Annotated in this window: 18 protein-coding genes, 1 tRNA gene and 1 pseudogene; 10 read left to right on the forward strand and 10 right to left on the reverse strand. The window is 39.5% G+C overall.

Translation table 11 applies throughout. The features are described from left to right. Positions 1–58 precede the first annotated feature (58 nt). From F909_RS18345 to pyrC, 3 genes are all read right to left on the reverse strand, one after another. Positions 59–134 (reverse strand) — tRNA-Glu (locus F909_RS18345). A gap of 19 nt (positions 135–153) precedes the next feature. Then, a complete protein-coding gene (gene rnt / locus F909_RS18340) occupies positions 154–819 on the reverse strand; it encodes a ribonuclease T (protein WP_032877481.1) in 666 nt (221 codons plus the stop codon). Then, the gene (gene pyrC, locus F909_RS18335; RefSeq protein WP_005145333.1) at positions 804–1,838 is read right to left on the reverse strand and encodes a dihydroorotase; all 1,035 of its coding nucleotides are present in this window, start codon (positions 1,836–1,838) and stop codon (positions 804–806) included. Before pyrC ends, rnt begins: the two co-directional genes overlap by 16 nt. 163 nt (positions 1,839–2,001) lie before the next feature. On the opposite strand from pyrC, the gene F909_RS18330 reads away from it, so the two are divergent. Beyond that, positions 2,002–3,273 carry a GGDEF domain-containing protein gene (locus F909_RS18330; protein WP_005145334.1) on the forward strand — a complete coding sequence of 424 codons (1,272 nt, stop codon included), beginning with the start codon at positions 2,002–2,004 and terminating at the stop codon, positions 3,271–3,273. Positions 3,274–3,332: 59 nt separating this feature from the next. Here the strand turns inward: F909_RS18330 and F909_RS18325 are convergent, their stop codons facing one another. Then, positions 3,333–4,535 (reverse strand): L,D-transpeptidase family protein, encoded by a 1,203-nt coding sequence (locus tag F909_RS18325; RefSeq protein ID WP_005145339.1) that lies wholly within the window; start codon positions 4,533–4,535, stop codon positions 3,333–3,335. 200 nt (positions 4,536–4,735) lie between these two features. Between F909_RS18325 and hemE the strand changes: the two genes are divergently transcribed. The 4 genes from hemE to F909_RS18305 all read left to right on the forward strand — a co-directional run bounded on the left by hemE (position 4,736) and on the right by F909_RS18305 (position 9,263). Then, positions 4,736–5,809 carry a uroporphyrinogen decarboxylase gene (gene hemE, locus F909_RS18320; protein WP_005145342.1) on the forward strand — a complete coding sequence of 358 codons (1,074 nt, stop codon included), beginning with the start codon at positions 4,736–4,738 and terminating at the stop codon, positions 5,807–5,809. A 42-nt stretch (positions 5,810–5,851) separates the two neighbouring features. Further along, entirely contained in the window at positions 5,852–6,646 is a 795-nt protein-coding gene (locus F909_RS18315) for a DUF817 family protein (RefSeq protein WP_005145345.1), read from the forward strand. A 186-nt stretch (positions 6,647–6,832) separates the two neighbouring features. After that, positions 6,833–7,303, forward strand: a complete 471-nt coding sequence (locus tag F909_RS18310; protein WP_005145349.1) for a DUF3015 family protein — start codon at positions 6,833–6,835, stop codon at positions 7,301–7,303. Between the two features lie 79 nt (positions 7,304–7,382). Continuing rightward, a complete protein-coding gene (locus tag F909_RS18305) occupies positions 7,383–9,263 on the forward strand; it encodes an Lnb N-terminal periplasmic domain-containing protein (RefSeq protein ID WP_005145354.1) in 1,881 nt (626 codons plus the stop codon). A gap of 36 nt (positions 9,264–9,299) precedes the next feature. Here F909_RS18305 and F909_RS18300 read toward each other — a convergent pair whose 3' ends face one another. The 4 genes from F909_RS18300 to F909_RS18285 form a co-directional block, all read right to left on the reverse strand. Then, complete coding sequence (locus tag F909_RS18300; protein WP_005145357.1) at positions 9,300–9,662, reverse strand: cupin domain-containing protein; 363 nt, start codon at positions 9,660–9,662, stop codon at positions 9,300–9,302. Between the two features lie 14 nt (positions 9,663–9,676). Then, a complete protein-coding gene (gene folE, locus F909_RS18295; protein WP_005202404.1) occupies positions 9,677–10,225 on the reverse strand; it encodes a GTP cyclohydrolase I FolE in 549 nt (182 codons plus the stop codon). A 91-nt stretch (positions 10,226–10,316) separates the two neighbouring features. After that, complete coding sequence (locus tag F909_RS18290) at positions 10,317–11,006, reverse strand: Smr/MutS family protein (RefSeq protein WP_005145360.1); 690 nt, start codon at positions 11,004–11,006, stop codon at positions 10,317–10,319. A 124-nt stretch (positions 11,007–11,130) separates the two neighbouring features. Further along, a complete protein-coding gene (locus tag F909_RS18285; protein ID WP_005145362.1) occupies positions 11,131–11,829 on the reverse strand; it encodes a hypothetical protein in 699 nt (232 codons plus the stop codon). An 84-nt stretch (positions 11,830–11,913) separates the two neighbouring features. Here F909_RS18285 and F909_RS18280 point away from each other — a divergent pair, with 84 nt between their 5' ends. The 3 genes from F909_RS18280 to F909_RS18270 are packed head-to-tail and all read left to right on the forward strand — an operon-like array spanning position 11,914 to position 13,554. Then, positions 11,914–12,237 carry a hypothetical protein gene (locus F909_RS18280; protein ID WP_005145364.1) on the forward strand — a complete coding sequence of 108 codons (324 nt, stop codon included), beginning with the start codon at positions 11,914–11,916 and terminating at the stop codon, positions 12,235–12,237. 2 nt (positions 12,238–12,239) lie between these two features. Then, the gene (locus tag F909_RS18275; protein ID WP_005145365.1) at positions 12,240–13,031 is read left to right on the forward strand and encodes a hypothetical protein; all 792 of its coding nucleotides are present in this window, start codon (positions 12,240–12,242) and stop codon (positions 13,029–13,031) included. A gap of 1 nt (position 13,032) precedes the next feature. Beyond that, positions 13,033–13,554 (forward strand): hypothetical protein, encoded by a 522-nt coding sequence (locus F909_RS18270; RefSeq protein WP_157407560.1) that lies wholly within the window; start codon positions 13,033–13,035, stop codon positions 13,552–13,554. A 112-nt stretch (positions 13,555–13,666) separates the two neighbouring features. Here the strand turns inward: F909_RS18270 and trpC are convergent, their stop codons facing one another. Further along, positions 13,667–14,473 carry an indole-3-glycerol phosphate synthase TrpC gene (trpC, locus tag F909_RS18265; RefSeq protein WP_005145369.1) on the reverse strand — a complete coding sequence of 269 codons (807 nt, stop codon included), beginning with the start codon at positions 14,471–14,473 and terminating at the stop codon, positions 13,667–13,669. Positions 14,474–14,482: 9 nt separating this feature from the next. After that, positions 14,483–15,532 (reverse strand): anthranilate phosphoribosyltransferase, encoded by a 1,050-nt coding sequence (gene trpD / locus F909_RS18260; RefSeq protein ID WP_032877580.1) that lies wholly within the window; start codon positions 15,530–15,532, stop codon positions 14,483–14,485. Positions 15,533–15,901: 369 nt separating this feature from the next. On the opposite strand from trpD, the gene F909_RS18255 reads away from it, so the two are divergent. Continuing rightward, positions 15,902–18,634 (forward strand): TonB-dependent receptor plug domain-containing protein, encoded by a 2,733-nt coding sequence (locus F909_RS18255; protein ID WP_005145372.1) that lies wholly within the window; start codon positions 15,902–15,904, stop codon positions 18,632–18,634. A 7-nt stretch (positions 18,635–18,641) separates the two neighbouring features. Continuing rightward, positions 18,642–21,414: pseudogene (locus F909_RS18250) on the forward strand (M1 family metallopeptidase). The last annotated feature ends 34 nt before the right edge of the window (positions 21,415–21,448 follow it).

The following is a 21,448-nucleotide window of genomic DNA, read 5'->3' on the forward strand; positions in this document are numbered from 1 at the left end:
TTGAACTTAATGAATTCAAGGGTTTGTGTACTACTATGGATCACAGTAGATTTGAATTTGGCGTCCCTACGGGGATTCGAACCCCGGTTACCGCCGTGAAAGGGCGATGTCCTAGGCCTCTAGACGATAGGGACTTCTTGAGGTGGGTGTATATTAGGGTTCTGTCACCAAACTGTCAAGAAGGTGAGGAGACAGTTTGTTCAAAATATAGCAAAACAGTTCAGCAGTCTTCTGTGTATCGTACAATGCAGAGTGGGCTTCTTTACCATCAAACTCGATTCCAGCCTGAATACATGCACGAGCCAAGACTGTTTGACCAAACATGACCGCACTGAGTGTCACGGTATCAAATACCGAAAAGCTGTGAAATGGATTTTGATTTTTTGTTCCTGTACGTGCAATCGCTGCTTGCAAGAATCCCAAATCAAAGTGTGCATTGTGACCTACCAACACGGCATGGGTACAGTGCTGAGCTTTACGGACTTCAGTCAATGATTTGAAAATACGACGTAAAGCACTGCGTTCATCTTCAGCCATGGCTACACGCATTGGATTAAATGGATCGATACCAATGAAATCCAGTGAACGGCGATCCAAATTCGCACCTTCAAAAGGATTGATATGTGCCTGAAATGATGGACCTGGTACAAATTGTCCATGCTCATCATAAATGATTGGAATACATGCAATTTCGAGTAGGGCATCGGTTTGCGAATTAAAACCAGCTGTTTCTACATCGACAACAACAGGCAAGAATCCACGAAAACGTTGTCCGATGACAGGGGCTTTGTTTTCTTCTTGGGTCACACTTTTCTCCAATGCAAGGTTTTACCTGCATGAAGTGGAATAATTTTTTGGCCATCAAGATAGTCTAAAGATTCTGCGATAGTAATATCTTCTTTGACCAAAGTAATGGTTGAGGTATTGCGTGGCAAACCATAGAAGTCAGCACCGAATAAGCTTGCAAAGCCTTCTAAGCGTTCTAGCTTGCCAACTTGATCAAAGGCCTGTGCGTATAGCTCAATGGCATTTGGCGCGCTATAACAACCCGCACATCCACACGCATTTTCTTTGGCATCTTGCGAGTGAGGTGCGCTGTCAGTACCCAAGAAAAATTTCGGATTACCACTAGTTGCGACTTCCAACAATGTTGTTTGATGCGTTTGACGCTTTAAAATAGGCAAGCAATAGAAATGCGGTTTGACACCACCCACCAACATATCATTACGGTTGAATAATAAATGTTGTGGGGTAATAGTTGCAGCAACATTACGATCTTGTTCGAGCACAAAATTAGCCGCATCACTTGTTGTAATGTGTTCTAACACGACTTTTAATTGTGGGAACTGTTTCAGTAGTGGCGACAGCACTTCATCCAAGAAGCGTTTTTCACGATCAAAAATATCCACGTGATTGTGCGTCACTTCACCATGTAGCAATAAGGGAACTTGATGTTCTTCAAGCTGTTCAATGACTGCATATACCTTGCGAATGTCGCTTACACCATTATCCGAGTTGGTGGTTGCACCAGCTGGATAAAGTTTAATTGCATTAACGAACTCAGATGCCTTAATTTTACGCACTTCATCTGGAGAAGTATGATCCGTAAAATACAGCACCATGCGTGGGTCAAAATTCACCCCTTCAGGAACATGAGCAAGAATACGCTCGCGATAGGCTAAAGCTTCTTCTACAGTTTTGACGGGTGGAACAAGATTGGGCATACAAATTGCGCGGGCAAATTGTTTAGCTAAATCAGGGACAGTACGTTTTAAAGCTAAACCGTCACGCAGGTGTGCGTGCCAATCATCGGGTTGTAAAAGTGTAAGAGTATTCAAGGTCTACTTCAAACTTAAAAATAATACAAATAATAATGCATAAAGTGTGAAAATGGTAACTACAATTACGGATAAGTGGTTAAGCAAAGCGCATGACAAAACGAGAAATTATGTTATTTTTTATGCGGCACAAAAATAGTGCAGCATAAAAAGAGTATATGGGATGGACAACGGCTATGATCTTGATCAATTGCGGAGGTCAAAAGAAGACCTAGAGCAGCTTGTTGCCCAACATTCTAAGTCTAAAAGTGCGCACCAGACTTTACCGCAAAAACTAGAAAATGAATTTTGGAAGTTCAATGTTGACCGAACGCGTCTCAATGCGATTCAGTTCTTTGGTCAAGGTGTCATTACCTATACCATTTTTGTTTTGCTGATTTTGCCTTCTAATTTTGTCGTGATTCGCGGGAGTGAACATTTTGTTCCCGATTTTATCTACAGTATTCTTAGTTTGATTATTGTAGGGATTGCATTGTTCTTATTTTGGGCATTTTCTCGGTTTAAAAAACTCAATCCTCTATTTTATCCCGCTGCCTGCATCATTGTTTTCTTTACCATCATTTTAACCTCAACCTTAATGATGAGTGTTTCCAATCTGGTTTTGCAAAATCAGGCGATGGTCTTGATTGCTTTCCTTTATATGTTGGGCTTTATCCTCAGTGGAATTCGTCCATTGCATATGTTGTGGATTGGTTCTTTGGCAGCCATTGTGATTCTTTTGCTGTTATATGTATGCAATAACCCCAGTGATTTTCTGATGATTGGGCGTACTTTAATAGGGAGCTTATTACTTGGTTTTTCAATCAGTGTCATGTTGACCTCCAAAGAACGAAAAATCTTTATAAAGTCTAAAATTTCTGAAATTGATGAACAAATTTTACGTATTCAGGCTTCTGAGTTGCTGCATTTGAGCCAGCATGATGAACTGACCAATGTGTCGAATCGACGTACCTTTGAAGAGATGTGTACCTATTATTATGAGGTCGCTTGTAAAGATAGAAAATCGCTCTCGGTCTTGTTTATCGATATTGATTACTTCAAAAACTATAATGATTTTTATGGACATCAAATGGGCGATCAAGTGATCACAGCCATTGCAAAAACCATTAAAAGTTCGATTCGACATATGGATTTTATTGCACGTTATGGCGGGGAGGAGTTTGTGGTGCTATTACCAGAAACTTCAGCTCAAGGTGCATATGCAGTTGCGACCAATATTTACCGAGCAATTGAGCGTTTAATGATTCCACACGATAAATCATTGGTGTCTAATCATGTCACGATTAGTTTGGGGATTACCGTTTTTAATGGTAATCCGAAAATCAGCCAAGATCTTTTGATTCATACCGCAGATAAGGCTTTATATCGGGCAAAGCAGCTTGGGCGCAATCAGATTTACTATCAGCCTTTACCGAATATAGAAGAAAATATCTAACATTAAAAAACCGAATATCTGTGAAGATATTCGGTTTTTTCTGACTTGAATAATCTAGATTATTCTAAGAATTTTACAGTTACACCTGAGCGTACTTTAGCACCTAAGTCGTTTGCATCCCAGTTGGTCAAACGGATACAACCATGTGATGCAGTTTTAGAAATTAAAGATGGGTTTGGTGTACCGTGGATACCGAAAGACTTTTTGCTTAAACCAATCCAAATGTTACCAACGGGTGCATTTGGACCTGGTGGCAGAGAAAGTGGTTTAAGATTTTTACCTTGCACAAAATTAGATGGTGAATAACTATACCAAGGATTTTTTGCAACACCGACTACTTTATAAGTACCTTCTGGAGAAGGTGTGTCAGTACTGCCAATTGTTGCAGGAAATGACGCAATCATTTGATTACGACTGTTGAATAAATAAAGCTGTCTTGCGCCTTTATGTGCAACGATTAAATGAATATCTTCTGGTAAGTCATTGCGAACATTGGCAACAATAATCTTTTCGCCTGCTTTTTTGAAACTTGCATTTGGATTGAGTTGCTTCAGGAAGCGCTCATCCATATGGAATTTTTCACCCAACATCTCTGTGACGCGAGTGTAGTACAAACCTTTCATTTTTGCTTGTAGTGCATAGTCTGAAGGAATCGAATCTGCATATGGACCTTTTAGGTCAGCATCAGTAATCGTATATTCAACATATGCTGGCTTAGTTTGCTTTGCAACCAAAGCATCCCATGTTTCTTTAGTTAACTGACCTGTTGGGGTTAAACCATTCATTTGCTGGAATGATGCAATCGCTTTTAGCGTATTTTTACCATTTGAACCATCAATTGCACCAGGAGAAGCGTGTGAATTGTTTAACATCACATGCGCACGTGCGTATGCAGGGTTTTGTCCTTTAGGTAAGCCTTCTGGCCATTCGGCAGCGTTGATGGCATCCATTGTCCAAGAAGCAGGAACGGCCGGAGCAGTTGTTGTCGTTTTCGCATCAGGTGTATTTTCTAATTGTTGCGATACAACAGATGCAGCACCCGTATTTACTTGTGGTTCAGATGCTGCTGTTGCAGCAACACTCGAAGCTGGCTGTGCAGTTACGTTTGATGCAGCACGGTCAACAGCTAAAGGATCAATTGGGTCTTGTACTGCCGCAGATATTTTTTTGGGGTTTAATGGTTGCTCAGTTGTTGGAGCAGCAAAAGCAACATTAGCAAGAATACAACTTAAACTCATAGCGAGTAATGAGCGAACAAACATGTAATTCAACCTTAAGAATTATTCATATTGGGATATAAGATATTGCAAGTATTACAGAAAATGATGCAGCTTGCAGTAGCAGTTTTGTGTCAAAGCGAAAATTTATTTTGAAGACTGACTTACTGTGTGCAATTGCAATTATAAATTTGGGGTCAACTTTGCTATTATGCGGCCTACACGAGAAAATTTAGAGATTGGTCATGACAACGTTGAAAAATGATCGTTTTTTACGAGCTTTATTACGTGAGCCTGTAGACACCACACCTGTATGGATGATGCGTCAAGCAGGGCGTTATTTACCAGAATATCGTGAAACTCGTGCACAGGCAGGGGATTTCTTGTCTCTATGTAAAAATAATGACTTTGCCTGTGAAGTGACTTTACAGCCTTTACGCCGTTACGAGCTTGATGCAGCGATTCTATTTTCTGACATTTTAACGGTACCTGATGCATTAGGTTTAGGTCTGTATTTTGAAACGGGTGAAGGCCCAAAGTTTCATAAAACAGTTCGTACTGAACAAGATGTGGCAAATTTACCTAAATTAAATGCCAAGTCTGATCTTGCTTATGTGATGAATGCGGTTTCGACCATTCGTTCTGCTTTAAATGGTCAAGTTCCTTTGATTGGTTTCTCTGGAAGTCCGTGGACTTTAGCGACTTATATGGTTGAGGGTGGATCAAGTAAAGAGTTTCGCTTCATTAAAAATATGATGTACGCGCAGCCAGAAGTGTTACATGCTTTGTTAGATCATTTGGCTGATTCAGTGATTGATTATTTGAATGCGCAAATTGATGCAGGTGCTCAAGCGATTCAGATTTTTGATAGTTGGGGCGGTGCATTGGCACATCGAGAATATGTTGAGTTCTCATTGAACTATATGACCAAAATTATTGCGGGTCTCCAACGTGAAAAAGATGGTCAACGTATTCCGATTATTGTGTTCACAAAAGGTGGTGGCCAGTGGTTGGAAACGATGCTAACTACAGGTGCTGATGCATTTGGTTTAGATTGGACCACACCGCTTTATACTGCGCGTGATGTGGTTGCCGGACGAGCAGCTTTACAAGGTAATTTAGATCCAGCAGTGCTTTATGGTTCAGCTGCTTCAATTGAAAAATCAGTGAAAGCAATGATTGATGATGCTTATGCCAATGGTGATAAAACAGGCTATATCGCAAATTTAGGTCATGGTATTACCCAATGGGTAGATCCATCACAACCGAAGATTTTTGTAGATACTGTTCATGAATACAGTGCTAAATATTTAGGTTGATGTTTTTAAGCATTTCCAATTAAACACGCTAGGATCAGTTTTGTGCAGTTGATTGTATTACCGCTCAACTTTATCTTTAAGGCAGCTTCGGCTGCCTTATTTGGGTTGTTGCTTCTGATTGCATTTGCAGTCACCGCACCGATGGGAAGTCATGAATATTGGGGCTTCTTTCGTTATGATTATTTGTTGTTTTATGCCTTGATCATTCAAGTCTGTTTGATCTATTTAAAGCTTGAGTCATGGGCAGAAGCAAAAGTGATTGCTCTGTTTCATATCATGGCGATGGGAATGGAAATATTTTTGACCCATCCATCGATTGCCTCATGGCAGTACCCACAACCAGCGGTATTAAAGTTACTTACTGTGCCATTGTTTGCGGGGTTTATGTATTCAGCAGTGGGGAGTTTTTTTGCTCGTTCTTTGCGACTCTATAACGTTTCATTCGAGAGTTTGCCGAATTTTGGGAATATGCTTTGTTTGGCGGTGTTGTCTTATCTCAACTTTATGACCAAGTTTTTTATTCCTGATATTCGTATTGCACTGTTTATTTGGAGTATCGTAATTTTCTGGAAAACTCGGCTTTATTTTCAGTTGCAGCAACAGCGTTTTAAAGTGCCTATGCTACCCATTTTATTGTTGCTTGCCTTCTTAATCTGGATTGCGGAGAATATCAGTACCTTCTATAAAATTTGGCTATACCCAAGCCAAGTCGATGCATGGCACATGGTAGGTTGGGGTAAGTTAGGTTCTTGGTACCTCTTATTACTACTTAGTTTGGTCTTGGTATTAAAAATTTTGGGCACGCGTGATAAAAACGGATCTTGGAAATTGAATTAAGCAGTTTATTGTTCTTTTAGCAGACCTTATATTTCATTCAATTATGTTATGAATATTTCAGATATATTTCAAAAATTATTTGCTAAAGCCTGCTAACCTCGTTATTTTAACTTTTGTGTAAGAAGAATTACACAACACAATAGTGATAAAAAATAGTTAATATAATTTATGCTGGAGATCGTTCCTATGTTAAAGAAAATTGCCTTAGCCGCTTTATTAGCCGCTGGTTCAACTGTTGCAATGGCTGACAACGATGTTGGTTGTGGTGCTGGTACACAAATTTGGGCAGGTAAAAAAGGTGTTGCACCTAAAATTCTTGCTGCGACAACCAATGGTATTTTTACTAACCAATTACTTGGTATTACATTTGGTACTTTAGGTTGTCGTCAAGGTGGTACAGTAACAGCGCAAGTGGTGACATTCACCAATGAAAATGCTGAATCTTTAGCACGTGATATGTCAGTTGGCCAAGGCGAAAGCTTAAATGTACTCGCTGAATTAATGCAAATTAAAGCCAATGATAAAGCACGTTTCTTTGCTGTATCTAAAGCAAACTTTGCTGAAATTTATTCAAGCAAAAATACAAACTCACTTCAAGTTTTAGATGCTTTACAAAGTGTGATGGCAAAAGACGCAGTGCTTAAAGCATACGTTTAATTTGTCGCCTGATAAAACCCTGTCCTGATGGCAGGGTTTTCTTATACCTATTCTGATTATTTTAAAAAATTGCGATTGAATGAAATTAGCTACTTTTGTATTTACGTCTTTGATGTGTCATTTTGCACATGCCTCGGTTGAATCTGATTTGCAGAAGTATTTAGACCTTGCCCAACAAAAACAATTAGATCAGCAAACCACATGGCAACGCTTGATGTATGCCGATCAAAAACAAAAGAGTGAAGTTACTTATGCAGGCTATTTTTATGCCAAAGATGGCAAAACAAATTTAAAGAGTGAATTACAAGCAGATATTAAAGCTTTATTTCTTCAATCTGCCGATAACCAATCCATCCGTTGTAAATTTCCCGCACGTAGTCGCTGGTTGATGCAGCAGTTGAATATTGAGTCGACACAACTTCCCCAAGCCAATTGTACTGAATTTGAGGAATGGATTAACCAGATCAAGCCGTATAAGGCCACTTTGATTTATGCCACTGACTTTATGGGCAATCCAAGTTCGATGTTTGGGCATACTTTGCTACGTTTAGACCCTAAAGATCAGAAGCAACTTAACCTAGTGTCTTATGCAGTAAACTATGCTGCCACAGTGAAAGGTGATGATAACTGGTCCTATGCATGGAAGGGCTTAACAGGGCAGTATCCTGGTGAATATTCACTAATGCCGTATTATCGTAAAGTCAAAGAATATGGTGATTTTGAAAGCCGTGATCTATGGGAATATGAGCTTAATTTAACACCCGAAGAAACCCGTTTTTTGGTTGAACATATTTGGGAAATGCAGCATGTGAGTTTCCCTTATTATTTTGTTAGTGATAACTGTGCTTACCGTTTACTTGGCCTAATTGATTTAGTGCGTCCAACTTTAAACTTAAAACAGCAATTTAACTATGCTGCGATTCCGATTGAAACCTTGAAGGCAGTAGATCAACAAAATTTAGTAAAAGAAGTGGTATATCGACCAGCTTTGGAAACACAGCTGCTTTCGCAGGCGAAACAGCATGGGACACAACTGGCTAAAGTTGCTCATCAGGTTGCTTTTACCCAGACTGATCAAGTTCAACCCATTTTAAAAATCTATACTCAGCAAGATCAGGCCAAGATTTTAGAAATGGCTTATGATGATTTATATCTACAATATATTAGTCATAAAGTAGATGCAGAGTTTGCCCAACCACAATTACGACAATTACTTGCTGAACGAAGCCAAATCGAAATTGATAAGCAACGTCAAGAACCAGAGCGCCCGAAAAAGCAGCCTGTAGAAGGGCATCATGCGCGTAATCTTTCTGTGAATATTGGTGAAGCGCAGGGACAGAAGTTTGTTGAGCTGGGTCAGCGTCAGGCTTATCATGATCTGATCGATCCTCAAGGAGGCTATCGGACAGGGACGCAACTCTTATTTTTAGATGGCAGTTTGCAATACCGTGAGGACAAGCTCAAGCTCGAACATTTAGATCTATTATCAGTGAACTCCTATAACCCGATTCAGCCATTTAAAGCGCCAATCACTTGGGGTTTTAATTTTGGTTGGAAACAAGAAGCGATTGAGAAGGGACAATTTAGTGAAGATGCGCAACATGGCGTGATGAATCTGAATATGCAAGTCGGTTATAGCGTGGCAGATTATGATCGTCGACATCTGTGTTATGCCCAAGTACAAAGCCATATTCAGGGCGGGAAAAATTTAGATCAAGGCTGGCGCGTTGGAGCTGGGCCAACTGTAGGTTGTATGAATGTATGGTCTGATAATATAAACAGCGTGGTACAGGTGGAATTACCGTATTGGCAAGATATAAGTCAATGGAACTTAAGAGTCGGTACACAGCTTCAATATAGTCTAAATACAAACCATGCTTTACGTTTAAATTGGGATTTTGAAGAGCAGGATCATAAAGACTGGAATAAAGTAGGTTTAGGTTATGTTTTGTTTTTTTAGATAAGATGCCGTTCGGATCAGGTCAATTTAGAATATCTAGACTTCAACAATGACGTAGTATTTTTTAACGGCTTCAATGACTTCAAATGTACCGACAAATGCGGGTGGGATAATTCCTGCATTTCCAGCAGTCACTTCAATAAAAGTATTGGTCTTTGCATCATGGATACGTACAATCCCTTCAATGACTTGAAAGAACTCTTGTTTGTTTTCAGCAAATTGAATATTCCAAGCACCGACTTCACATTGCCAAATGCCGCAGTTCATATGTGGATGTTCATATAAACTATAGGTTAAACGTTCAGGATTACCTCGAACCAAACGATCGGGACGAGGATAATCAATACTGGCTTCACCTTGAACTAACTCACCTAAACCTGCTATCTGAACAGAGGACATCTACGCTGCTCAGCTTAATAATTTTCAGGAACAGCGCTTAAGAATTCACGACGTACATCTTTGTCAGTTTTAAAATCTCCAACAAAAGAAACCGTACGAGTGGTTGATTCTTGTTTGCCAACACCACGCATCATCATACACATATGCGCAGAGTCAATCACAACTGCAACACCACGTGCTTGAGTCACTTCAGCAACTGCTTCTGCAATTTGCTGCGTCAGGTTCTCTTGTACTTGGAGACGACGTGCAAACATTTCTGTAATGCGCGCAAATTTTGATAAACCTAAAACTTGACCTTCAGGTAAATAAGCAATGTGGACACGACCATAGAATGGCAGTAGGTGATGTTCACACAGCGAATAAAATTCAATATTTTTGACCAATACCATTTCATGGTTATCGGAAGGGAAGAGCGCACTATTTGTAACTTCTTCAAGCGTTTTGCTATAGCCAGAAGTTAAAAAAGAGAAAGCTTTAGCCGCACGCATTGGCGTATCTTTTAAGCCAGGGCGATTTAAGTCTTCACCAACGGCAGTTAAGATATTTGCGTACGATTGCTGCATAGACATAACAATGTTCACTTAGGTGGGTTGAACAAAAACGGCAATTGTATCAGAAAACGATTGGAAATCTTAGTTTTGATAAAAATGCCGATTACTGTTTGTACTTAGGGTTCTTTTCGGCACGTTTGAGCAGGACTAAAACTGCTCCTGTACCCCCTTGATTTTCGGGTGCGCTGACGAAAGCAAGAACATCACGATGCTGTCTGAGCCAACCGTTCACATAGGTTTTTAAAATCGCTTCAGGGCCTTTGCCATGCACAATTTTAACGACATTTTGATTTTCATCTTTTGCCATTTGGAGCACTTGTAAAACAGCAGCTCGTGCTTGTTCAACGGTACAACCATGCAGGTCGACGGCTTCAAACCAGCGGATTTTACCTGCTTTCAAGTCTTCAAATACTTTGTGCTGTAAGGTCGCAATGCGGTAGCTTAAAGTCGCTTGGCTTGCAACAGGATTTAAGATCGCTTGAGTATCTGAAATCTCTGTGAGCTCTTGTTCTGCTCCACCTTCCGCTGCGGCACGTTTTGCCAAGGTTTGGGCATCGATTTTTTTACGACGCGCAACTCGAGTATCGGCAATATTTTGATTGTCGATTGGCTTTACCCCTAAAAGGGCTTTTTTAAAAAGCTCTGTATCTTCCAACTCTTCAGCAACAGCTTGGGTCTTTTTTGACTCAGCTTGTTTCGCAACAGCGCTAGACTGTGGGTTGGAGATTTGCTTTTTAAAGGCTTTCAGTAAATTAAACTGATCTTTAGAAAGCGATGAATCATGTTTACTCATAATTTTAGAAAACAGGCAAGATAGCAGAGAGGGGTAAAATTATAGTCTGAAACCGTGCTGATTTGAACTGTCTTGCATTCATGGGAAAGGTATGCATGGTTCTAAGAACAATATCATTGTAAGCCTATGAGTTAGTTTCCTGCTCATAATAATATGTTAAATCTATTGGTATATTCTGTTGATTAGGAATATGCCACATTGAGCAAACATTTTTTGTTTGAAGAAAAACATCGAAACTCGAGCTCATTAATGTATCTATTTTACTTTGTTTTTTATAGATAGGGGCGAGTTGACTAATATAATGGGATAACCAAGCTTCATCGTTAGGAAATGCTTGATAATCTTTTATATTTTTATAAAGACTTTGAAGATCTGTTTCGATTAATGTAATGTCTGGGTAGAATAGCCAAATAATGATATCCATCGATTGGATAGGAACCATAGTGTATTCTTGAGATGGTTCAAATCTTTCGATTTTATAAAGTTGTACGCCTGTACTGTCAGAATAGGAGCACAGTAATTTTGTATTTTCAATTTGGTAATAACCTTTACCAACTTCTAACTCCCTTAAATATCTAGAAATATTTAGACATTCTGGTAGTTCATTAATATCTGGAAATGTCAAACTCTTAAAAATGGATGTTGCTCGATGTATAACATGAGCCTCTCCTGTGCCTGTTATTAATCCGTGTTTCCATGGATAAAGTTTTGATAGCTTATCTTTATTGAATTGAATTTCTCCAGTATTCTTTAACGTGATTTTTTTATTGTCCGCAGCGATAATGATGCTATCATTCAACTGAATGGCGATGATAAAAGTCATGGTTCCATATTTTTTAAATTCGTCTGTTATATATTAAGCGATAATTGATTTATTTTATATTTTTATAAAAAGATAGGTGTCTGAATGGCTGGCGGCTCGCAGGTAATTATTAATAAAGCAGGTATTACGTTTATTACTCAGGCAAAGTTTGAGGCAAAAGCTGGACAGCATTTGTTTAAAAATGGAGAAAAAATAGATTCAAAACTTCCTTTTTTGCCTGAGGGAACCAATTATAACTTACGGTACTTATTTACTGATGATGAAGGAAAACCATATAGAAATATAGCTTATACAGCAACTTATCCTAATGGAGCAGAGGTCAAAGGTATTACAGATAAAGAAGGCTATTCTTCTACATTTTTTTCGAGTGAAGAGAAAAGTATAAAAATTCATCTAGAGCTAGAGTAAAGATGACAATTTTACAAAGACAAATTTCAACGGCTGTTACGGCTTCCGCGGAAAATAACACGCATCACGTTAAAATTACTAAGAAAAAACAATTGTTTCTTTTGTTCTATACTACTCAGAATCATAGAGGTGATGATTTAATGTATTTTTCGGCTAAAACAAGAAGACATAATATTGAAAAAGCTTCATGGTTTGATCCAGAAAGACATTTAATTTTTAATGTACCAATTCAAGACATAGCTGAAATTATTACTACAGTGGCAAGTTCTATTCAGAAAAGAGGAGGAATAGGAAAAGTCGAAATTAAAGAAGTCAATATTTTTTCTCATGCTTGGTATGATGGCCCTACAGGATCTGTGCCATGTAGTGTCGAACCAGAGGGATATCAAATGAAATTAGCTGGTTGGTCACTTATTGATTTTCAATGGGCAGCAAAGTCTCGTTTCGCGATGTTTGGTTGTAATACAGCAACAGATGAATATAACGCGAGAGTCTTTGCAGAAGATTTATCTAATTCCCCAAACTTTAAAGATGTTGAAGTATGGGGACAAACAAGCCCAGCAAAACCTTCTTTTTATCCTGACCAGAGGGATAGTAGCGTTTTAAGAAACATGGATACAGGATGGAGCGTAAATTTTACATATATGGTGGCTTCAATCAAAGGAGATGGATGGGCTGCAACCCGTGGTATTCCTAAAAAGTCTCCTCCAGCTATGCCTATGAAGAAATATATGAATGGAGTGCTAATAGAAAGAGCATTTCAAAGTCAATTTAATGATCACAGGAAACTTTAGGTTGAATAAAAAAATTGGTCTCGGAATAATGATTGTTAGCGCGATTATTATATTATTGGTAACTAAGTCTATGAAAAAATATGAAACTAATATTGATATTGTATTAAATGAAAATATAGAGAAAAAAGATTTAAAAATTATTTTAAATACATATGGTTATCTATTGAATGGTTATGAAATTGATAAAAAAGTTGGACAGACAAATACTTTTTTCGCTTTATACAAAGATGGTTCTAGTCAAGATTATAAAAAAACTAAGATTAATCAATACAGTGATTATATTGTCTATGCAAAATATAAAGATAAATATGCAAAAATGAGATCAACGAATACTTTGGTGATGGGGCAAGATGTAACGAATATAAAAGTAGTTGTGAGCAGTTTTAATAATTATGTTTATATTTCATCTAGTGAAGTTACTCCAAGCATTGAATCTATAAAAGAAGCTTCTTTTAAGAGTAAAGATGAGTATTTGAAAGATAAGCATGACATAAAAATGTTGGAATATTTAGATAGATTATAGCTTTTATTTGGAATATAGATTTTATTAATTGATGGTTTGTAAGAAATAGAGAAAAGATCTGATTCTGACGTATTAAGGTCCAAGGTAAAATCTCACCTTGAACCTTATTTACTTAAATTTGCTCAGGCTGTCCAAACAATTGATTAAATGCTTGATCAGGGCGAGGCTGCTTCATAAAACTTTCGCCCACAAGGAACGTATGAATATCATTGGCTTGCATCATTTCTACATCAGCAGGTGTGGCAATTCCACTTTCAGTGACTAAAACACGAGCAGCAGGTAATAATTTCTTTAAACGCAATGAGGTATTTAAATCAACATCAAAGGTTTTAAGATTACGGTTATTCACACCCAAAATACATTGCTCAGAAAGTTTTAGCGCACGTTCTAATTCATATTCATCATGCACTTCAACTAACACATCTAACTGCTGTTCAAATGCGGTCTTCGACATTTCTTCCAGTTGTTGGTCAGATAAACAAGCCACGATCAATAAAATACAATCCGCTTGCAGTGCACGTGCTTCAACCACACTGTAAGGATCAATCAAAAAGTCTTTACGCAAAGCTGGTAGGGCACAATGCTGACGTGCAATCGCAATATTTTCGTCTGCACCTTGGAAGAAATCCACATCGGTCAATACCGACAAGCAAGCAGCACCCGCCTGCTCATATTGTTGGGCAATCTCAGCAGGATTGAAATCTGCACGAATGATGCCTTTAGACGGTGATGCTTTTTTAATTTCAGCAATTACAGCAGGGCGTTTGTGCTGTAAAGCATTGGCAAAACCACGTACAGGTGTTGCTTCATTTGCCCACTGCTCGACATCATGTAAGTTACGTTGTTTTAAACGTGCTACAAGTTCCTCATGTTTGCGGTCAACAATTTTACCTAAAATGGTATTTTGAATATCGATCATGAGAAGTCCTTAGTCTGCCTGATATTGTTTCAATGTCTTGGTAAATTCAGCCAAGATACTCATTTTTTCTAGCGCTTGTCCGCCATAAAGAATATCTTGAGCCAACTCAACGGCTTGTTTATAGGTTTTGGTCATGCCTGCGACGTAAATGCCTGCACCTGCATTCAGTGCAATCATATTTGCTGCTTTTTCACCAACGTCTGATTTGTCCCGACTTAAAGCATCTTTAATCAGTTTTAAGCTTTCTTCTGAACTATTGACGACTAACCCTGTGAGAGTTTGAGAGGCAATACCAACGTCTTCAGGGTTTAGCGTCCATTCGGTAATCTCGCCATCTTTAAGTTCGGCCACAGCAGTTGGTGCAGCCAAACTAATTTCATCTAGGCCATCTTTAGAATGTACAACCAGTACATGCTCGGCACCAAGCTGTTTTAATACTTCAGCAATTGGACGACACAATTCATCTGAGAATACGCCAATCACAAAACGATTTACGCCAGCAGGGTTGGTGAGAGGACCAAGTAAGTTAAAAATACTGCGGATACCCAATTCACGACGGGGTGCCACTGCATATTTCATGGCTTTATGATGATTTGGTGCAAACAGAAAACCAACACCCATTTCACGGATACAGCGTTCAGTTTGCTGCATGTCTAAATCGAGCTGAATGCCAATCTGTTCAAGTACATCAGAAGAACCAGATTTGCTGGATACGCCACGGTTACCATGTTTAGCAATGGTTGCTCCCGCAGCAGCGATCACAAAACTTGAAGCGGTTGAAACATTAAATAAGTTTTGACCATCACCACCTGTACCCACGATATCGACGAGATGAGGAATATCACTGACATCAATTTTAATCGCGAATTCCCGCATGATACGTGCAGCAGCAGTAATTTCATCAATACTCTCACCCTTCATGCGCAAACCCATCATTAGTGCACCAATTTGAGCATCTGTGGCTTCACCTTGCATGATACTACGCATGACATCTTCCATTTGTGGCTGGGTCAGATGGATGTTCTTGGTAATGTTATTGAGTGCCTGTTGGATATTCATAGTCATGAGTTACAGCATTAAATGATTAAAAAAATTGAATGAAAGTGGTTAGTGGTGAGGGATAGCTCGGCTTTTTGTGGTGTATGTCCCACACATTAAGGGGGTATGTTAGCAGAAAATAGCTCAAGATTTAGGTTGTGGCTAGAGAGTTTTTAAAATTTTACCCGTTTAAGCAAGTTGGTAAATTTTTGACTGGGAGTGATTGAATGAAAAAGGTTTTATTTTATGAGAGGGTTATTTGAGTTTTTATGATAAATAATCAACCATTTGGTATATATTATTCACACATATCCCTATAAAAAATGTGTATAAATCAAATAAATAAAAGTGGATATATTAGGGCGGTCTTCATTTTAGTCATTCATAAATATGTATCTAAATTACTTGAAATATCTTGGGGCTGTTAAAAATAAAGGCTGCTTTGTTTTTGTGTTTATTACATGCCTTCATCCATTAGAGAGCTATGCTGAGACAAATATAGAAAAGCCACAAACAAAGACAACATCGGATAAAGTGGTACATGTTGCGGTCACAGGTTCACGTATTTCCAAAGCCCAAAAAGATGGTCCAACCAGTGTAACGGTGATTACCGCAGCGGATATTGAAAAGCAGGGCTTTAGCAATGCTTTTGATGCATTAAACAATCTGACCCAGAATACAGGTTTTGTGCAGGGGGCTGACTATGGTAATACCTTTACGCCAGCGGCCAACGCGATTAGTTTACGAGGTTTGGGGCCGAATCATACATTGACTTTGATCAATGGACACCGAGTTGCCGACTATCCTGTGCCATATGATGGTGCTGTGAATTTTGTCAATTTAGCCAATATCCCTACTGCGATTATTGACCGTATTGAAATCTTAAACGGTGGTGCTTCAGCGATTTATGGTTCAGATGCGATTGCGGGTGTGGTGAATATTATTCTGAAAAAGAAGACCGATGGGACGCAATTTAATATCAAGGCAGGTGGCACTAAAGAAGGTGGTGAAAATTTACGTCTACAATTGAGTGGCAGTAAAACACTGGACAAGCTTAATCTGGTTTATGGTGTTGAACTGAGTGGGCGCGAACCGATTTGGGCGGCTGACCGAGATTTTATGTCGAGCCGAACGCGTCGAGGGGAAAAGCCAGACACGATCGTTGGGCGTAAAAATGCCAAGACAGGCCAGTATCTTTCAATTAGTGGCTGTGATGCATTTGATGATCTATTTAAAGGCTCAGTAAAAAATATTGGAAAAGCGGGAGCAGATAACTGTGCTAGTGGTTTAGCTCGACCGACCTATTGGACTGTTCAAACCAAGAATCGCAGTCAAAATGGCTATCTTGGTTTGGATTATGAACTGAATGAAAAAACACAATTATTTGCAGATGTTTTGATTGGTGCCAATCAAATTGAAAATAATACCCGTGGTCCGACATGGACATCTTTAGGTGCAAGTAGTGGTTATTTCCTAAACCAAGACACAGGAAATTATGAAATCTGGACACGACGTTTTGCACCAGAAGAGTTAGGTGATGTGGAGCAAGCCAATAAAAAATGGAAAGAACTCTCCTCAAATTTAAACTTTGGTATCCGCGGTGATATTGGAGACAGCAGTTGGCGTTATGAGGCCGCCTATAATGGCTCAATTTATACCAGTCAATTACGCAAACAAGGTCTGGTTCGCTCGAATGTTGATGAATATTTCTTGGGTCAGCGATTGGGTACTGATCAAGATGGCATTTCGATTTATTCACCGAATCTGGATCGTTTAAGTCGACCACTGACCGCCAGTGAGTTTAGAGCGATTTCGGGTACGACAGAAGAAAAAGATAAGTCTTGGGCACAGAGCTTAACTTTAAGTGCCAATGGTGATGTGTTTGAACTTCCTGCAGGAACGGCCAAGCTTGCTGCTGTGGCAGAAATCGGGCGTCAAGGTTTTACAATTAAACCCGATAAGGCGGTAGAAAATGGTGACTTCTATAATGCGACTTCCAGTGGCGAATATGGTGGGGCGCGTACCCGCCAAGCGTTAGGTACCGAATTATTCTTACCTTTAGCCAAGCCACTCAATTTGACCTTATCTGGACGCTATGACCGCTATGCCTTATCAGATAACAGTATTGATAAATTCACATTTGGTTCAGGCTTAGAATTTAGACCACATCCAACCTTATTAGTGCGAGGCAACTACGCCACCAGTTTCCGTGCGCCAGATATGAACTATCTGTTTTTAAATAAACAAAGAGGGTATTTCCCAAGTACCACCGATTATTTACGTTGTAGCCAAACGGGGCAATCATTAGATAAATGTAGCTTTAAAGATTATTCGCCTGGCGCGAACTACACATTAACAGGCAACAAAGATTTAAAACCTGAAGAAGGTAAATCTTATGGTGCAGGGTTTGTTTGGTCACCAAGTAATAAGTTTGATATTTCAGTCGATTATTGGGATATCAAAATTGATAATCTAGTGACCAATTTAAGTGAAGATAAAATTTTACGTTTAGAAGCAGACTGCCGTTTGGGCGCACAAGATATCAACTCGGCACAATGTGTTGATGCGTTGGCACGTGTAGAGCGCAACCCTACAAATGCAATGGTTGATCCAAATGTGATCAATAATATCAATATTGTACCGATCAATGCAGCCTCAGATCATACTCGTGGGATTGATTTCACCAGCAAATGGCGTTGGAAAACAGAAAATCTGGGTAACTTCCTGTGGACGGTGAATTATAGCCGTGTGCTTGAACGTGAATATCAACAATCCAAAGATGGCGAGAAAGATAACTATTTAAAAGACTTAACCATTCCAGATTGGCGAGACCGCTTTAATACCAGTCTCAGTTGGAGTCTCGGTGATTGGGCATCAACCGTATTAGTCAATCGCTATGGCAAGATTCCAAACGGTAATCAAACAGCTTACTTAAGCCCAACTTATTTGGTCAATTGGAGTGGAACTTATAAAATTTCACCCATGGCCTCTGCATCAATTATTGTGAATAATCTATTTGACAAAGTGAAACACGATGACACAGGCGGATGGCCATATTATCCAGTAGGATCATATTCACCAATCGGCCGTCAGGGTTGGTTGGAGTTTAATTATAAATTCTAACAATGATGTGTGGACGCAGCGAAGTGGTACACCATTTGCTGCGTCTTTTTATTTTAAAAACTACAGAGGACAGATCTCCTATGTTGGTCAAACCTTCATTTAAAAAACAATTGCTACTTACAACATTACTTTCATTATCTGCAACACAGATTTTTGCATCAAATAGCAATGAACAAATTCCAATCGGCAAATTACCTGAATGGGCCATACCTGAATCTTATGATTTAGATTTTAAAATTGATCCTGCACAAAAAAGTTATAGCGGTAAAACTACAATCCATTTAAAACTGACCCAAGCAACCGATCATGTTTGGATTCATGGTAAATCTTTATCGGTAAAAGATGCCAACATCCTATCCGCAACCGGGCAGAAAACCACGGCCAAATATGAGCAAGCTTCAGAAGTCGATGGAGTCAGTGTAATTAAATTTGCCAAGACACTTCCCGCAGGACAATACCGCTTAGTATTGGATTTCAATGCGGATTATGATCAGCAACTGGATGGTATTTATAAAATTGAATTTGAGGGTAAACCTTATGTCATGACTCAAATGGAGGCGATCAGCGCACGTCAATCTTTTCCATCATTTGATGAGCCGCGCTTTAAAACACCCTTTAGTATTCGCTTAACCATACCAAACAAATATTCAGGTTTTGCCAATACCAATCAAGTCTCTGAACAGGCCGAAAAATCGGGGTGGAAAACTTTAAGCTTTGCAGCGACCAAACCGCTACCAACTTATCTACTTGCACTGGCGGTTGGCCCTTGGCAAGTACAACAAGGTCCTGATATTGGTGCGACTGAGTGGCGTAAAGAGGCGATCAAATTACGAGGTCTTGCACCTGATGGTAAGGCTGAAAAAATGCAGCAGGCTTTATCGGAAACCCCTGCAATTTTAAAAACATTAGAAGATTATTTTGCATTCGGATATCCCTTCGACAAATTAGACTTACTTGCTGCACCTGATTTTGCTGCGGGTGCAATGGAAAATCCTGGGTTGATTACCTTTAGAGATTATTTGATGCTGCTAGACAAAGACTCTCCAGTGTCTTTTGTACAGAGTTCATTTAATGTCAATGCACATGAGTTGGCACATCAATGGTTTGGGGATGTGGTGACCATGCCGTGGTGGGATGATCTGTGGTTGAATGAATCTTTTGCTACGTGGATGCAAAGTAAAATCACCCAACAATTACATCCTGAATTTAACGCTGATCTTGAACGTGTCGCTGATACTGCAGGCGCAATGAAAAGCGATAGTTTGGTCAGTGTACGCCGTATCCGTCAGCCAATTTTAAGTAATGCGGATATTCAAACGGCTTTTGATGGTATTACTTATCAAAAAGGTGCAGCTGTTTTAAATATGTTTGAAAGTTATTTAGGCGAGGAAAAATTCAAACAAGGGGTAAGAAACTATATTAAAAAGCATCAGTATGGCAGTGCCACAGCCAATGACTTAATTAGTTCCCTCGCACAACAGTCTGGTCAAGCTGAGCACTTTAGCAAAGCGGTAAAAAGTTTCATTGATCAACCAGGCGTACCTTTGCTGAATACTTCATTGCAGCAACAAGGTAATAAAGTCTTTTTAAATGTGAAACAAACGCGCTATCTCCCTGTCGGTTCAAAAGGGGATGCGAACAGTCTTTGGGGCGTACCATTGTGTGTGCGTTACGAAGTGCCAAATGCAGCGAGTAAAGTTCAATGTGAACTGGTTGACCAAGCTGAAGCCAAAATTGAACTCAAAGGTGCAACGATGAAGAGTTGGTATATTCCAAATGCTGATGCGGCAGGCTATTACCAATTTAGTTTACCTGAACCAGAGCTTGCTCGTCTGACTGCGGCGACAGAGAAGCTTTCTAACACTGAACAATTGGCTTACGCCTATGCTATTTCAGCAGCATTTAACCATGGCGATATTAATTTGTTGGCGGTGGTGGATGTGGCGAAGAAATTTGCTCACTCGAACAGCCGCCAAATTAGTACAGCATTGTTTCAGCAGCTTAGCGTTATACAACGTCATGTGTTGAAGACCGAGGTAGAACGTGAACACTTAAGAAAGATTTTGGCGAATTTGTATTTACCAAAATTGAATCAGTTGGGTTATACCAATAAATCAGGTGAGTCTGCCGAAGACAGTTTATGGCGGAGTGAGTTGGCGCAGTTCCTTGCACTGGAAATTCAGGTGCCAGAAGTTCGTCAAAAACTCTTAAAGCAATCGGATGCTTTATTTGAACAGAAGCAACTGAACTTTGCTCAGCTCACACCAGAATTATTACCGACGATTTTGGCGGTACGTGTCCAAGAAAAAGGACAGCCTACATTTGACCGTTTAGTTGGCGAATTACAACGTATCACGCAACCGACCCAACGTTTGGCGATTCTCACTGCTTTAGGCTCCGCAAATCAGGTGGAAACACGTCAGCAGGCCCGTCAGTTAGTTTTAGACCCACGTGTGAAAGTCGGTGAAGTACGTACCGTAATTAATTCAATCAATAGCTATAGTGGCGAACAAGGTGGACTCTGGACATGGTTTAAGACCAATCACGATGCTGTGTTTGATCGTTTAGGTAAATCTTCTGCAGGACGCTTCCCCGCATTGTTTAGTGGTGCAGCATGTTCACAACAAGAAGCGACACAGTTGAATGCTTTCTTTGCACCGAGAACCAAAGAACTGGTCGGGGTTGAGCGCGGTTTAAATCAAACCAAGGAGCGTATCCAACTCTGTGAGTCTTTAGTCGCAAAACAAGATGGTTCGCTTGTACAACAACTGAAATTATAATTAATTCAATCATAAAAAAGCCAACGATCATGCG

Origin of the sequence: Acinetobacter sp. ANC 3929 (assembly GCF_000369405.1) — a bacterium.
Taxonomy (GTDB): Bacteria; Pseudomonadota; Gammaproteobacteria; order Pseudomonadales; family Moraxellaceae; genus Acinetobacter.